Consider the following 15,369-nt stretch of genomic DNA (forward strand, 5'->3'; position numbering starts at 1 on the left):
TTCCGGTGAAATGATTTATGGTGATTAGGACTATGCATGCAAAGATATAAAAAATTAATAAATTGTGCATCATTTTTTATATTTTTATTAATGAAATAGAAAAAGTATTCATGATGTTTACCATTTTCCATGTACACTGAACATGCACATTGTTGAATGGGTACAAGAAACCAGTAGGCTTAATAACGAAAATTATATAGTCAAGTGTTTGCGTGTTTATCGTATGGTGAAATCAGAATGACGGCAGCAACAGACTTCTAATATCTCACGTATAGGAAGTTTATTTAAGACATGTATCCATTGATGAGATTGAAAAACAAGTCAATGTTCAAAAGTATGAGTTAAGGATAATTGTTGCGAGTATTAATCCTTGTTTTAATGGAAGATACTTTCTGAGTTCACTATCTTAGGTATTGCGGACTCTCTCAATGGTCTTAATCCTTGTTCTAATGGAAGATACTCTCTGAGTATATCTTTGAAATTCTGCAACAAAAACATACTTCCGTCTTAATCCTTGTTCTAATGGAAGATACTCTCTGAGGTCCTAAAGGTTGAGGACGCAAGAAGGGTTTTAGCGTCTTAATCCTTGTTCTAATGGAAGATACTCTCTGAGACAACAACAAGATGTCAACAATCGCACGTGCTTGGTCTTAATCCTTGTTCTAATGGAAGATACTCTCTGAGAGCGGTAATATCAGTATTTCAACACTTTGCGGCACTGTCTTAATCCTTGTTCTAATGGAAGATACTCTCTGAGAACGACACAGTTAACTTGGTATGTGATATATACCTTGGTCTTAATCCTTGTTCTAATGGAAGATACTCTCTGAGACAACAACAAGATGTCAACAATCGCACGTGCTTGGTCTTAATCCTTGTTCTAATGGAAGATACTCTCTGAGAGCGGTAATATCAGTATTTCAACACTTTGCGGCACTGTCTTAATCCTTGTTCTAATGGAAGATACTCTCTGAGTAACATTTAGCATTGTGATGTATGATTTCATTAATTGTCTTAATCCTTGTTCTAATGGAAGATACTCTCTGAGGTTTTCTCGGAAATTCCAAAATACGATAAATATTTGTCTTAATCCTTGTTCTAATGGAAGATACTCTCTGAGCTATTGAATTTCTCAAATGGCGCTGATGCATTGGGTCTTAATCCTTGTTCTAATGGAAGATACTCTCTGAGTGACTTATTCGAGGAGCATACTGAAGTTCAGTACGAGTCTTAATCCTTGTTCTAATGGAAGATACTCTCTGAGACATAAAAAGAAACAAAGATATGAAAATGTTTTGTCTTAATCCTTGTTCTAATGGAAGATACTCTCTGAGGGCAATAGACAGCTTTATGACAGAAAAAATAAAGCTGTCTTAATCCTTGTTCTAATGGAAGATACTCTCTGAGTATTATAATTGTAGTTTAGTTTGGTGTTGGAAGAGTCTTAATCCTTGTTCTAATGGAAGATACTCTCTGAGACTTATGAAGTACTTCAAACAATATATTTTAAGAGTCTTAATCCTTGTTCTAATGGAAGATACTCTCTGAGATTTTTCAGTTACAGGTTACATCTGCAAAGACGCAGTCTTAATCCTTGTTCTAATGGAAGATACTCTCTGAGTGAACGTTGTTCCTCAAGAGAACTATGTTCGTGTTGTCTTAATCCTTGTTCTAATGGAAGATACTCTCTGAGAGCTAAGACTTAGATTCCTTTATTTATCACTATTTGAAGTGTCTTTGATCTTAAAAAAGCCTCCTGTTAACATAAATTAACTGCTTTCTTTTCGGCTGCAAAGGTACAAATAAAGAATCATACTTGTGTATGATAATTTGTTAAATATGCTTTATTTTGTGGCTGCTTTTTCAATCAGACTTACATTTTTCCCTTAAACTGACTCTATAACGTTTTGTGTGAGTTGATTGCCCCGAATAAACTAATGTTCGTAATATTCGTAGGAAGTAGTCGTTTATTTAGTGACGTCTTGGTGTATCGCAATCATAAGCTGACAGGCAAAACAAAAAAACTACTACTCAGAGGAGATGAAATAGTGTCAAGGTTTCAGGCTATGGAAATCAGGACTAAAAGAAACATTTGCTTACTTTTTAATTCTAAATATCATGATTTACGGCTGATTAAAACAGGGTAAGATTATATCTATCAATGTGATAGGATGGGTTTAAGGCTTCGACTGATAACTTCTTTGGGCATGTTAAGTCTCATCAGTTGTTCGGCTGATATCCTTCAGGTTTAGTGCGGGTGCTTAGCACGAGTGGTGCGGAGGCTCAGCACATGATGTGCGGAGCGTATGCACCACATGTGCGGAGGGTTTAGTCAAAGGTCAAAAGTCAAAGCTGGACGGGTGGGGATGGGCTACTAGAAATTACAAACAGAAAAGGACATACGCAGTGTATGCCCTTTTCTGTTTGAAAAATAGGATGTTTCTTAAATATCTTTAGATGTTTGCAATGCTTATGACGTTCGCAAGCACACCTGCTGCAGTAACAGATGCCCCGGCACCATATCCTTGAATCTGCATTGGATACTCCTTATAGCGATCAGTTGTGAGAAGTACGATGTTGTTAGAACCTTCCAGATTATAGAAAGGATGGTTTGCATCAACCTCTTTCAGTCCGACGCTGGTTTTGCCATGTTCCATTGTGGCAACAAAACGCCATCGTTTGCCTTCCTTATAAAGTTTCTTGCGGCGTGCTTCAAAGTCGGCATCAAGCGCAGGAAGACGTTTCCAAAACTCTTCTACTGAACCATTGAAATAATCGTCTGGTACGAATAGATGCTTCTGAACATCCTCTTGTTCAACCTTGTAGCCTGCCTCACGTGTAAGGATGACCAACTTACGAACGACATCCGTTCCACTAAGGTCGATACGAGGGTCTGGTTCACTATAGCCTTGTTCTTTAGCACGTCTGACAGTTTCAGAGAAAGGAACATCAGCTGCTATTTCGTTAAAGATAAAGTTTAGCGTACCTGATAATACGGCTTCAATCTTAAGTATTTTATCACCCGAATTACGTAAGTCATTGATAGTACCGATAATAGGTAAACCAGCACCTACATTCGTTTCAAAACGGAATTTAACGCCACGTTGCATGGCTGTTTGTTTTAAGTGATAGTAATTATCGTATGCACTGGATGCTGCAATCTTATTGGCTGCTATCACCGAGATGTTATTCTCCAGCAGAGACAGATAAAGCGCTGCCACCTCTTTAGAAGCTGTACAATCCACAAACACCGAGTTGAAGATATTCATTTTGAGAATCATGTCACGTAGGTGTTCAGGGTTTGAAGGTTCACTCTCCTTGAGTTCTTCTCGATAAGTATCGAGATTTAGACCGTCACGATTGAATATTGCATTCTTAGACGAGGTGATACCAACAACTTTCAACTTTAAGTTAGAATTCTTTTTAAGTTCTTCATACTGGCTCTTGATTTGTTCGATGAGCTTTCCACCAACAGTGCCAACGCCACAGATAAAGAGGTTTAGTACTTTATATTCTGATAGGAAGAAAGAGTCATGAAGTACATTCAACGACTTCCTTAAATCCGAACCCTTCACAACGAACGAGATGTTCATCTCTGATGCACCCTGTGCAATAGCGTTGATGCTGATACCAGAACGGCCAAGCGTCTCAAAAAGCTTACCACTAATACCTGGGGTACGCTTCATGTTCTCGCCAACGATAGCCACTGTTGCCAAGCCACTCTCGGCGTGCATCGGGAACATACGTCCATCCTCAATCTCAAGTCGGAACTCTTCGTTGAGCACCTTTACAGCATTGTTAGCATCTTCATCCTTCACACCGATAGAGGTGTTGTTCTCTGATGCGGCTTGTGACACGAGGAAAACACTGATACCGTTGTTTGCAAGTGAACTAAAGATACGACGATTGACACCCACAACACCAACCATAGAAAGACCTGTCACGGTGATGAGTGTTGTACCCTTAATTGAAGATATACCCTTGATAGGTTTCTGATTGTTTTCAATGTGTGCTTTGATGATTGTGCCCTGCCCATCAGGATTAAAGGTATTCTTAATCTTAATGGGTATATTCTTCACACACACAGGATAAATCGTTGGTGGATAAACAACCTTTGCGCCAAAGTTACAGAGCTCCATCGCCTCCGTATAAGAAAGCTCATTAATCGTATAAGCTCCCTTGATAACTCTTGGGTCAGCGGTCATAAAGCCATCAACATCCGTCCAAATCTCTAACACCTCAGCATTGAGCGAGGCAGCAAGGATAGAAGCAGTGTAATCACTTCCGCCACGTCCGAGATTGGTGATGTCGCCAGAATCACGATCTTGTGCTATGAAACCAGGCACGAGGGAGATGCGGGGAAGCTCAGCGAAAGCGTCTGAGACAAGTTTGTTCGTCAGTTCTGAATCAAGACTTCTCTTACCATGCTTCTCTTCAGTTTTGATAAATTCACGTGCGTCAAACCATTTCGCTCCACGAATAAGTGTTGTCACTATTATTGAACTAAGACGTTCGCCGTAGCTAACGATAGTGTCCTCAGTCTTTTTACTGAGGTCGTGAATTAAGAATACACCATAATAGATAGACTGTAGTTGTTCAAAAAGACTATCTACTTTACTGAAAAGATGCTCACGGTCCTCTGGGTTGGTGATAATGGTATCAATCATCTTATGATGTCGTGCTACCATTGAATTGAACTCCGTTCGCCAGTTTTCATTACCTTGAAAAGCGAGCCGGGATGTTGCGATGAGTTGATCAGTTATACCTCCCAAGGCACTAACAACCACAATAACTGGTTGATGTTTAGCCTCCTTTTCTACAATCTTCTGCAGACTTAAAATACTTGAAACAGAACCTACGGATGTTCCACCAAACTTTAATACTTTCATTCCTGATTTCTAATTTGTTATTATTTAGCATTCCCTTTACAATAGGGTAGGTGCAAAACTTAGGCACAAAAATAATAAGAAATATTGCAACAGCCAACGTTTTTCTCGATATATTTGAGTAAATTTGTGGCAAAAAGAAGAAGTTAGACTATCTATGACAGAGGAATATCAGTTGCGCGTTTTGCCCCAAGAAGCCTATAATGAAAATAGTTTAAAAGCATATCTTTCGAAGGAGAAGGGGCTGGATGAGCGTACCATTTATCGTGTTCGGGTATTGAAACGTTCTATCGATGCACGTCATCGTGACATATATGTTAATCTGAAGGTTCGTGTTTACATTAATGAGTTCCCACAGGATGACCCTTATGTGAAGACTGAGTATCAGGATGTAAACTGTCGTCCTGCGGTTGTAGTTGTCGGTGCGGGACCTGCTGGTTTGTTCTCTGCTCTAAAGCTCATAGAGTTGGGCTTGCGACCAATCGTCCTTGAACGTGGAAAGAATGTACGTGACCGTAAACTCGATATAGCTTCAATCACTAAGGCGCAAGCCGTTGACCCTGAGTCGAATTACTGCTTTGGTGAAGGTGGAGCTGGAGCTTATTCAGATGGAAAACTTTATACACGAAGTAAGAAGCGCGGACCCGTGGATAAGATTCTAAACGTCTTTTGTCAGCATGGTGCATCGCCTTCTATCCTTGCAGATGCGCATCCACACATTGGTACGGATAAACTTCCACGTGTGATTGAGAACATGCGTAATACGATACTTGACTGTGGGGGTGAGGTTCATTTCCAAACCAAGATGACCTCATTCATCATCGATGGTGATAAGGTCGTTGGTGTTGAGGCTGTGGATAATCGAAGCGCAATCGCTGTGAAGCGAACTTTTCATGGTCCTGTCATTCTTGCAACGGGGCATTCAGCACGTGATGTCTATCGTTATCTTGCAGAAGCCGGGGTTGAGATGGAGGCAAAAGGAATTGCGGTAGGTGTGCGCTTAGAGCATCCTTCTCATCTGATAGACCAAATACAATATCATAATAAGAACGGAAAGGGGAAGTATCTTCCTACCGCAGAGTACGCCTTTGTGACACAAGCACAGGGACGTGGCGTTTATTCCTTCTGTATGTGTCCAGGTGGATTTGTGATACCATCGGCTACTGGCCCTGAGCAGATAGTTACCAATGGTATGAGCCCTGCCAATCGAGGTACGCAATGGTCGAACTCGGGTATGGTCGTTCAGTTGAATCCAGAGGATGTTGAAGGTGATGATGTGCTGCGTATCTTACGTTATCAAGAGCAACTTGAACGTGACACCTGGCAGCAGGGAAATCGAAAGCAAACCGCTCCAGCGCAGCGCATGGCTGACTTTGTGAATAATCGTCTGTCGTATGACCTTCCCAAATCAAGTTATGCGCCGGGATTAATTTCCAGTCCACTTCATTTCTGGATGCCATCCTTTGTGACGAAACGACTTCAAGAAGCTTTTAAGACCTTTGGTCGTCAAGCACATGGCTTCCTAACCAATGAAGCTGTCATGATTGCTTCAGAGACTCGCACCAGTTCCCCTGTTCGTATTCTTCGCGACCGAGAACGACTCATGCATGTGCGCCTTGAAGGTCTTTTCCCTTGTGCAGAAGGTGCTGGTTATGCAGGTGGAATCGTTAGTGCGGGCATTGATGGAGAACGCTGTGCAGAAATGGTTTCCGCTTATCTCCAGCAATTGTAAGGTCATTTGCTTCTGATAGTAAGAAGCAGAATAAGCTTTGTTTATAGTTTGATTGAGAAAGTATTAGAGTTCTCGTAGTATCTTTTTCTACTTCTATAAACTATTCTAATCGAATTATTTTCACGAAAAGAAATATTTTTGTTCACGTAAATAAATATTTCTTTTCGTGAAAATAATTCTTTTTATCATGAAGATAAATTGTAATCTATGGTCACTTTGTTTCTAAAAGTATTCTATAGGGGTAGCCGGCAAGCGTAACTTGCCATGTTATAAATATACTTTTAGATAACGACAAGGTATTTTGATTTCTTTAATCTAAATCCCCTGGCGCAAAGGTTGTTGTGTTCCAATCACCAGTTTCGATACCTTTCTTTAACCAGTACATACGCTGTTCGGATGTTCCATGTGTGAAAGTCTCAGGAAGTGCATAGCCACGAGCTTTCTTTTGGAGATAGTTATCTCCGATTTTCTCAGCGCAGTCAATAGCCTCTTCGATATCACCATCAGTAAGACTTTGATATTTCTCATTGTCATAATGTGCCCAACAGCCAGCATAGTAATCGGCAAGGAGTTCTAACTTCACACTCAGTTTGTTCGCTTCTTCCTTACTAACACGCGCCATCTTTGCATGACATTTGCCAAGGATTCCGCGGAGATATTCCACATGATGACCCACTTCGTGTGCAATCACGTAAGCATAAGCAAAGTCAAGGTCGCCCTTTGCTTGTATTCCTAAATCCTTACGCATACCGCTAAAGAAACTCAAGTCGAGGTAAAGACGCTGATCACCTGAGCAGTAGAACGGTCCCATTGCAGCAGAGCCATTACCGCAAGCCGTTTGTACAGCACCTGTGAAGAGAACAAGAGTAGGGTATTGATATTTCATGCCATGCAACTGGAATTGTTCCGTCCATACATCTTCGGTACCTGCAAGAATCTGTTTTGAGAAATCAGCAAGTTTCTCCTCCTCTTCCGTGAACTGGTGTTGGTCCCCATTGGTCTGTACTTCAGCCGGTCCTTGCATCTGTGTTTGTACGACGTTGTTAACAAAATCCCCTATGTTTCCACCACTCAAAAAGGTGAAAAGCGCTATGACGATAATACCTCCGATACCCCCAATACCTGCTTTTGCGCCAGTACCCATGCCACGGCGATCTTCTACATTATTGCTCTCTCTGCGTCCTGTAAGTCTCATTTTGTCTTTTGTTCTTTAAGCTAAATTTGTTTTATGCTCACAAAGGTAAGAGATTATCTTGATATCTGCAATTATTAAGGAATAATCACTATTCCTTTTATGAACAGAATATCGCTTAAGACCGTTTGTTCAGATGGCAAAATCTTTGTTTTATTCTTTGTCATGATGGCAGAAACAGAGAGTTTCCTCTACCATCACTGTTTTTTTCTTTTATCCTTTTGCTATGTCTGAGTTTTTTCGTAAATTTGCATGTATTTTTGGAATAAACAATATATCAATATAATGAAGATTTCATACAAATGGCTTAAGGAATACGTTGACTTCAATCTGTCTCCAGAGGAGATTGCCGTTGCGCTTACCTCAATTGGTTTGGAGGTTGGCTCATTGGAAGAAGTTGAAACGATACGAGGTGGACTGAAGGGGTTGTACGTCGGTAAGGTTCTCACATGCGAGGAACATCCAAACTCTGACCACCTTCACGTGACAACCGTTGACCTTGGCAAGGGAGAACCACAGCAGATTGTATGTGGTGCACCAAATGTTGCAGCAGGACAGAAAGTAATTGTAGCCGACTTAGGTTGCGTTCTCTATGATGGTGACAATGAGTTTACGATTAAGAGAAGTAAACTGCGTGGAGTAGAAAGTCTTGGAATGATTTGTGCTGAGGATGAGATTGGTGTAGGTACAGCACACGATGGTATCATTGTGTTGCCAGAGGATGCTCCAGTAGGTCAGCCTGCATCAGAGTATTACCAGTTAGACAGTGACTGGGTGATTGAAATAGACATTACTGCAAACCGTGCTGATGCGTTAAGTCATTATGGTGTGGCACGCGACCTCTATGCATGGTTGGTACAGAATGGTTATGAAACTTCATTGCATCGCCCTTCTTGTGATGCGTTTAAGGTTGACAATCATGACCTTCCTATTGATGTGACAATCGAGAATACGGATGCTTGCCGTCGTTATGCTTGTTTGAGTATGACGGATTGTGAGGTGAAGGAAAGTCCACAGTGGTTGAAGGACAAACTGAATATCATCGGCTTACGCCCAATCAATAACATTGTTGACATTACCAACTATATTATGATGGCTTACGGACAGCCAATGCACTGCTTTGATGCAGACATGGTGAAGGGCAATCATATTATCGTTAAGGACAAGAACGAAGGTAAGAAGTTCGTTACTTTGGACGGCGATGAGCATACCCTTGGCGAACACGACCTTGCCATCTGCAATGAGGAAGACCCAATGTGTATTGCTGGTGTCTTCGGTGGAAAGGGTAGTGGAACTTATGAAACAACCAAAAATATTGTGTTGGAGAGTGCCTACTTCCACCCAACATGGATTCGTAAGAGTGCTCGTCGTCATGGTCTTTCAACGGATGCAAGTTTCCGTTTTGAGCGTGGTATTGACCCCAATGGCGTTATCTATGCACTGAAGCAGGCTGCTATTCTTTGTGAAGAGCTTGCCGGCGGAAAGGTAAGTATGGATATTCGTGACGTATATCCTACTAGGATGGAAGGTTTCCCAGTTCGTTTGAACTATGAGTATTGTGATCGTCTTATCGGTAAGAAACTCGGTAATGATACAATCAAGCGAATTGTTGAGAGCCTTGAGATGAAGGTTGAAAAGGAAGATGCAGAAGGTCTCAACCTGCTGGTTCCTCCTTATCGCGTTGATGTACAGCGTCCTTGTGATGTAGTCGAAGATATACTCCGTATCTACGGATATAATAATGTAGAGATTCCTACAGAGTTGAAGTCATCATTGACAATTGCTGAAGAGGCTGATAAAAACTATCATCGTGAGAATATCATTGGTGAGCAGTTGGTTGGTGCTGGCTTTTCTGAGATTATGAACAACTCACTTACAAAGAGTTCTTACTATCAGGAGACAGGCTTCAATGCTTATCCTTGGGAAGAGACTGTGAAGGTGATGAATCCTCTCTCTGCCGACTTAGGTGTGATGCGACAGACCCTTCTCTTCGGAGGCTTAGAGAGTATTGTACGCAACGTAAACCGTAAGGCACAGAACCTTCGTTTCTTTGAAGTTGGTAATGTCTATAAGTACAATAAAGAGAAGTGGACTGAAGAGAACCCTATCAAGGCTTATGCACAGGATTACCACATGGCACTTTGGGTGACAGGAAAGCGCATCCAAGGTTCATGGGCACACCCTGATGAGGAATCTTCTTTCTATGAACTGAAGGCATACGTTGAGAATATTCTTCGTCGAATCGGTATCGCACAGGGCTTGCTCGTTAGTGAGAAGTCAGATAATAATGTCTTTGACAAGGCAATTGCTCTGAAGACACGTGCTGGTAAGGTGCTGGTTGAGATGGGTATTCTTAGTCACAAACTCTTGAAGAGTTTCGATATTGATCAGAAGGTTTACTATGCAGAGTTGGATTGGGCAGGACTCATGAAGGCTATTCGTAAGAATAAACTTCAGTTCCAAGAGATATCTAAGTATCCAGCTGTAAGCCGTGACCTTGCGTTGTTGGTTGACAACAATGTTGAGTTTGCTCAGATTGAGGAGATTGCTCGTCAGGCTGACAAGAAGCTCTTGAAGCGTGTTGAACTCTTTGATGTTTATCAGGGTAAGAACCTCCCAGAAGGCAAGAAGAGTTATGCTGTCAACTTCATCCTTCAGGATGAGACGAAGACACTCAATGATAAGGCAATTGATGCCATCATGCAGAAATTAATTAAGAATTTAACAAATAAACTCGGAGCAGAACTCCGTTAACAAACAATTCCAATGGGTAGAGCATTTGAATATCGCAAAGCAAGTAAGCTCAAGAGATGGGGTCACATGGCCCGCACTTTCACTAAGTTAGGTAAGGAAATCGCTATTGCTGTAAAGGCAGGTGGTCCTGAACCAGAGAATAACCCACGCCTTCGTGCGATTATTGCGACATGTAAGCGTGAGAATATGCCGAAGGACAATATCCAGCGTGCTATCAAGAACGCAATGGGTAAGGATACCAGCGACTATAAGGAGGTGACATACGAAGGTTATGGACCTCATGGAGTTGCTGTATTTGTTGATACATTGACAGATAACACTACACGTACTGTAGGTGATGTTCGTTCAATATTTAACAAGTTTAATGGTAACCTCGGCACTCAAGGTTCTCTTAGTTTCCTTTTTGATCAAAAGGCTGTCTTCACCTTTAAGAAGAAAGACGGCTTGGATATGGAAGAGTTGATTCTCGATTTGATTGACTACGGTGTTGAGGACGAGTTCGATGAGGATGAGGAAGAGAACGAAATCACAATCTATGGTGAGCCAACAAGCTTCGGTGAGATTCAGAAACACTTAGAGGATAATGGTTTCGAGATTACCTCTGCAGAGTTTACCCGTATTCCTAACGATTTGAAAGACGTTACACCAGAGGAGCGTGAGACAATTGATAAGATGGTTGAGCGTTTGGAAGACTTCGATGACGTGCAGAATGTTTACACAAACATGAAGCCTGCTGAGGAATAAGCTTACATGCCAATGCACCCTATATATAATAAGGTGTAATTGGTTTTAAGAATATAGAAAGAGACTATCTCAAAAATGTAGTCAACGCTTTGGATGGAGAGCATATCTATCTTTCCATGTCCATTGCAACTGACGGGTGCGCAAATTGTGTATCTCTACATTTTTAAGATGGTCTCTTTTCTTTTGTTTCTATCTGCAGTTTCCTAGACTCAGTAGAATAAAGGCTGGGGATTTTTTTAACTGATTGACTTTTCATTTGTATCATTGAATAATAATGGTTCTATTCGTAACCTTCTGATTTTCCACACATTGAAGTAGCATCAGCAGAAGCAAGTGTTTCCACAATTTATTAATTCAGTGTATTTTCTTGCACAATGTTTTTGTAGCTGTGCAGATTTTTATTTACCTTTGCACGCAAATTATTCTTTTGTGCAATGTATTCTAAAACAAGTTTCAACTCGATTATAGAACAGAGTATCAAGGATAACTGGGATAAGGATGCTCTGACAGATTATCTAGGTGCTACACTTCAGTACCATGATGTAGCACGTAAAATAGAGAAGTTACACATTCTCTTTGAGAATAGTGGATTGAAGAAAGGTGATAAGGTAGCTCTATGTGGTAGAAACTCTTCTTCATGGGCTGTTGCTTTCTTTGCAACACTCTCGTATGGCGCTGTGGCTGTACCGGTTCAGCATGAGTTTAAGCCAGAACAGATATACAATATTGTTAATCACTCAGAATCAAAACTCCTCTTTGTAGGTGATGTTGTTGCAACAACGATTGATGGTGAGCAGATGCCAGCGTTGGAGGGTATTATTTATCTCCCAGACTTTTCGTTGATACTATCTCGTTCAGAGACTTTGACACATGCTCGTGAGAACTTAAATGCACTCTTTGGAAAGAAGTATCCAAAGTTCTTCCGCGCAGAGGATGTAAACTATTATAAAGATGAGGCTGACGACCTAGCATTGATTAATTATACTAGTGGAACGACGGGTTTTTCAAAAGGAGTCATGCTTAGTTACCGCTCTGTGCGTAGTAATCTCGCCTGGGCAACAGCTGAAATTAAACCACATATCAAACCAGATAGCAATGTCCTTTGTATGTTGCCAATGGCTCACATGTACGGTATGATTTGTGAGTTTATTTGTCAGTTTAGTTTTGGTAGCCATCTTTATTTCCTCACGCGTCTGCCAAGTCCTTCTTTGATTGCACAAGCCTGTAGAGATATTCAGCCTGCTATCATCATGGCAGTGCCAATGGTTGTTGAGAAAATCATCCGTAAGAATGTCTTCCCTAAGGTACAGAGCACCTCAACCCGCATGTTGTTAAAGATGCCTGTCGTTAGCAAAAAGGTGAAGGAAAAAATCCGGTCGATAGTAATGGATACCTTTGGTGGAAATGCTTACGAGGTAGTTACGGGTGGAGCTGCGCTTAACAAAGAGATAGAAGATTTCTTGGTAAGCATTGATTTCCCAATAACAAGTGTTTATGGAGCTACCGAGTGTGGTCCACTGGTCACATTTAGCGATTACAAGGATTTTGTACCAGGTTCCTGCGGTACACCAGTCATGAACATGGAAGTTAAGATTGTTAGTCCTGATCCTATAAACGTTACAGGTGAGGTGATTACCAGAGGTGAGAACGTCATGCTTGGTTATTTCAAGAATGAAGAGGCTACGAAAGAAGTTCTAGATACAGATGGTTGGTATCACACGGGTGACCTTGGTACGATGAGTGCTGACGGGCATCTGTTTATCCGTGGACGTATTAAGAACATGCTTTTAGGTTCTAACGGGCAGAATGTCTATCCAGAAGAGATAGAGGATAAACTCTATTCATTGTCTATGGTCAGCGAGTGTATTGTCATTCAGCGTGGTGATAAAATCGTTGGTTTGGTTTATCCAGATCTTGAAGAAGCAAAGGAAATGGGCTTCACACAAGCCGACTTGCAAGACGTTATGGAACAAAATCGAGTAGAACTCAATCGTATGTTACCAACTTTCTGCCATCTATCTGCCATAGAGCTACGTGATGAGGAGTTTGCAAAGACGCCGAAAAAGAGTATTAAGCGTTATCTCTACCAGGACAAATAACAGGGCTAGACAATAGTCTGCGTTTCCTCTTATTGCATTTCGAGTATTGTACGCAGAGTTAATAACATAATAAAAAGCCGCCTCCTAATGGGTAATCCATTAAGAGGCGGCTTTAAGTATGCTTCAAAAGTGAATGTTATTTTACGAACTTCTTATTATTCTGAATATAAATTCCATGCGGTAAGATTGAGGCGTCAGTGCCTACGTATCGTCCGTCAAGGGTATAGATACGATTGTCAGAAGTGTTCCTTTCAATGATTGAAGCCGACTGGATATGAGTTGGCTCATTATTCTTAAACTCAAAGTTTACATAACGACTATTTGTGTCTGAACCATCATTCTCAACAATATTTAAGATAGATTTATTCAACGTGGATTCATCGAACCATTTAAAGCTATCTATCTTGTTTATATTGTTGTAAGGATAAGGGTCGCCATTGAGCTGGGCTATGTATTTGGGTAATGAGCCTCCCGCATTGGCAGCTGCTAATACTTTACCATCAGCAGGGATTGGAACAACACGTGGTTTACCCTTTACATTATTGGGGTTATCGAAAAGATTCACTTTGTTTGTATTGTATGAAATGCGATAAACAAACAACCCCTTACCGCAAGTACCATTCCCCCAACCTCGATTCCAAGCACCATTCTGCATACTTTGCAAAACTATATATTCATTATCATTTGCGCTATTGACAATCTTGTAGGCGTTTCCACCATTATCGATACTCTTAAGATTGTTGATGGTGGTATCGTTTTTAAGTTCATCAATATTCATCCAACCCATCACTTCGCGTTCCCAAGCAAGATAAGCGGCTGGTACACGTCCATCTTGGATTGCTGTACCTCCATCCATGATGTCCCAGAATTCCATACCTTGGTTATCTTGGTTTTGCGCATCTCCTGCGGTAGCATAAATATCAGGAAGTCCAAGTGTATGAGAGAACTCATGACAGAATAAGCCTATACCATTGATTTTTTTATTTTTCTCAGAAGTCTTGTCACTTCCATTTAGTTCGTTACTCACACCATAGCGACGAATATTTTTGCCATCAAATTTGTTTGAAATAGTAACAATTCCTGATTTTGGCCATATATTTGTTGGTTTATTGCCATTTATATTTGCTGAATGACCTGCGTAAATAATATAAACCAAATCAACGAAGCCATCGTTGTTTGCATCATAATCCGCAAAATTTACCGTATCATCTACAACAGTACATGCATCAGCAAGCAAGAAGTCCATATTATCATCACCTGCACCATAGACATCATGCGCCTTCGGCAACTTTACTGGTCCTACAACGTCAAAGATAGGTGTGAACTTCCCATAGCTACAATCTTTGAAATAGCCACGTACACCTTTATAGTTTTGCTTCTGACCATAACGAGTATCTGTGAAATGACCTTCATTCATCAAATAGTTTGTGAACACCTTCTTTGTATCTTTAATAGTAAAAGTTGTATCTTGGAACTCTGCGAGAATCACCAAAGCTTTGGGAGTTCCTGTATGTGGAAAATAAGGAATTCCATAAGATCCTGTACCAATGACCGGACCACGAGTAAGCGGAGAGTTATTGTAAGCGTTTTCAGATTCTTCTGCAACCTTATTAACGTAAGCAAAGAACTTCTCTTTATCTTGCTTAGCTATCAGGTTACGCTCTGATTGTGAACGAGTTAACGCTTCGTGTGCAAGTTGTTTGGTAGCAATAAGGTTGCCACTTTTCTCTACTTTACCGATATAGTAGTTGTTATCCGCACCTTGTACAAGCAGTGTACCATCAAGGGTTGTGTACCAGTTGATATGTTCGTCACCACGCAAGATGACAGTAATAACAGAACCATCAGCTTGTCTTACTTGTACAGGGATTGATTCTGCCTTTGCTGCCCAAGTAGTAAGGGAATAAAGCATTAAACATACAATGAGAGATAGTTGTTTTAATGTTTTAATCATATCTTTAG

Annotated in this window: 7 protein-coding genes and 1 CRISPR repeat array; of the genes, 4 read left to right on the top strand and 3 right to left on the bottom strand. The window is 40.9% G+C overall.

The features are described from left to right. Positions 1 to 360 precede the first annotated feature (360 nt). A CRISPR array of direct repeats spans positions 361 to 1,693; the repeat unit is 37 nt; unit sequence GTCTTAATCCTTGTTCTAATGGAAGATACTCTCTGAG. Between the two features lie 760 nt (positions 1,694 to 2,453). Further along, positions 2,454 to 4,889, bottom strand: a complete 2,436-nt coding sequence (gene thrA, locus J4856_RS01285; protein ID WP_025839478.1) for a bifunctional aspartate kinase/homoserine dehydrogenase I — start codon at positions 4,887 to 4,889, stop codon at positions 2,454 to 2,456. Positions 4,890 to 5,043: 154 nt separating this feature from the next. On the opposite strand from thrA, the gene J4856_RS01290 reads away from it, so the two are divergent. Further along, positions 5,044 to 6,618, top strand: a complete 1,575-nt coding sequence (locus tag J4856_RS01290; RefSeq protein WP_025839480.1) for an NAD(P)/FAD-dependent oxidoreductase — start codon at positions 5,044 to 5,046, stop codon at positions 6,616 to 6,618. A 310-nt stretch (positions 6,619 to 6,928) separates the two neighbouring features. Here J4856_RS01290 and ypfJ read toward each other — a convergent pair whose 3' ends face one another. Continuing rightward, the gene (ypfJ, locus tag J4856_RS01295) at positions 6,929 to 7,813 is read right to left on the bottom strand and encodes a KPN_02809 family neutral zinc metallopeptidase (RefSeq protein WP_025839481.1); all 885 of its coding nucleotides are present in this window, start codon (positions 7,811 to 7,813) and stop codon (positions 6,929 to 6,931) included. 282 nt (positions 7,814 to 8,095) lie between these two features. Between ypfJ and pheT the strand changes: the two genes are divergently transcribed. From pheT to J4856_RS01310, 3 genes are all read left to right on the top strand, one after another. Continuing rightward, on the top strand, positions 8,096 to 10,564 hold the full coding sequence (pheT, locus tag J4856_RS01300; protein WP_065368015.1) for a phenylalanine--tRNA ligase subunit beta: 2,469 nt from the start codon (positions 8,096 to 8,098) through the stop codon (positions 10,562 to 10,564). A gap of 12 nt (positions 10,565 to 10,576) precedes the next feature. Further along, positions 10,577 to 11,308 (top strand): YebC/PmpR family DNA-binding transcriptional regulator, encoded by a 732-nt coding sequence (locus J4856_RS01305; RefSeq protein WP_065368016.1) that lies wholly within the window; start codon positions 10,577 to 10,579, stop codon positions 11,306 to 11,308. A gap of 434 nt (positions 11,309 to 11,742) precedes the next feature. Next, positions 11,743 to 13,407 carry an AMP-binding protein gene (locus J4856_RS01310; RefSeq protein ID WP_025839483.1) on the top strand — a complete coding sequence of 555 codons (1,665 nt, stop codon included), beginning with the start codon at positions 11,743 to 11,745 and terminating at the stop codon, positions 13,405 to 13,407. A gap of 136 nt (positions 13,408 to 13,543) precedes the next feature. Here J4856_RS01310 and J4856_RS01315 read toward each other — a convergent pair whose 3' ends face one another. Next, positions 13,544 to 15,361: a M6 family metalloprotease domain-containing protein gene (locus J4856_RS01315; protein WP_025839485.1), complete on the bottom strand. Its 1,818-nt coding sequence runs from the start codon at positions 15,359 to 15,361 to the stop codon at positions 13,544 to 13,546. Positions 15,362 to 15,369 lie beyond the last annotated feature (8 nt).

Origin of the sequence: Prevotella scopos JCM 17725 (assembly GCF_018127785.1) — a bacterium.
Taxonomy (GTDB): domain Bacteria; phylum Bacteroidota; class Bacteroidia; order Bacteroidales; family Bacteroidaceae; genus Prevotella; species Prevotella scopos.

Bases quoted from the DNA above. Each gene is read 5' to 3' on its own strand.
- thrA (WP_025839478.1), bottom strand. From the start codon at position 4,889: ATGAAAGTATTAAAGTTTGGTGGAACATCCGTAGGTTCTGTTTCAAGT.
- J4856_RS01290 (WP_025839480.1), top strand. From the start codon at position 5,044: ATGACAGAGGAATATCAGTTGCGCGTTTTGCCCCAAGAAGCCTATAAT.
- ypfJ (WP_025839481.1), bottom strand. From the start codon at position 7,813: ATGAGACTTACAGGACGCAGAGAGAGCAATAATGTAGAAGATCGCCGT.
- pheT (WP_065368015.1), top strand. From the start codon at position 8,096: ATGAAGATTTCATACAAATGGCTTAAGGAATACGTTGACTTCAATCTG.
- J4856_RS01305 (WP_065368016.1), top strand. From the start codon at position 10,577: ATGGGTAGAGCATTTGAATATCGCAAAGCAAGTAAGCTCAAGAGATGG.
- J4856_RS01310 (WP_025839483.1), top strand. From the start codon at position 11,743: ATGTATTCTAAAACAAGTTTCAACTCGATTATAGAACAGAGTATCAAG.
- J4856_RS01315 (WP_025839485.1), bottom strand. From the start codon at position 15,361: ATGATTAAAACATTAAAACAACTATCTCTCATTGTATGTTTAATGCTT.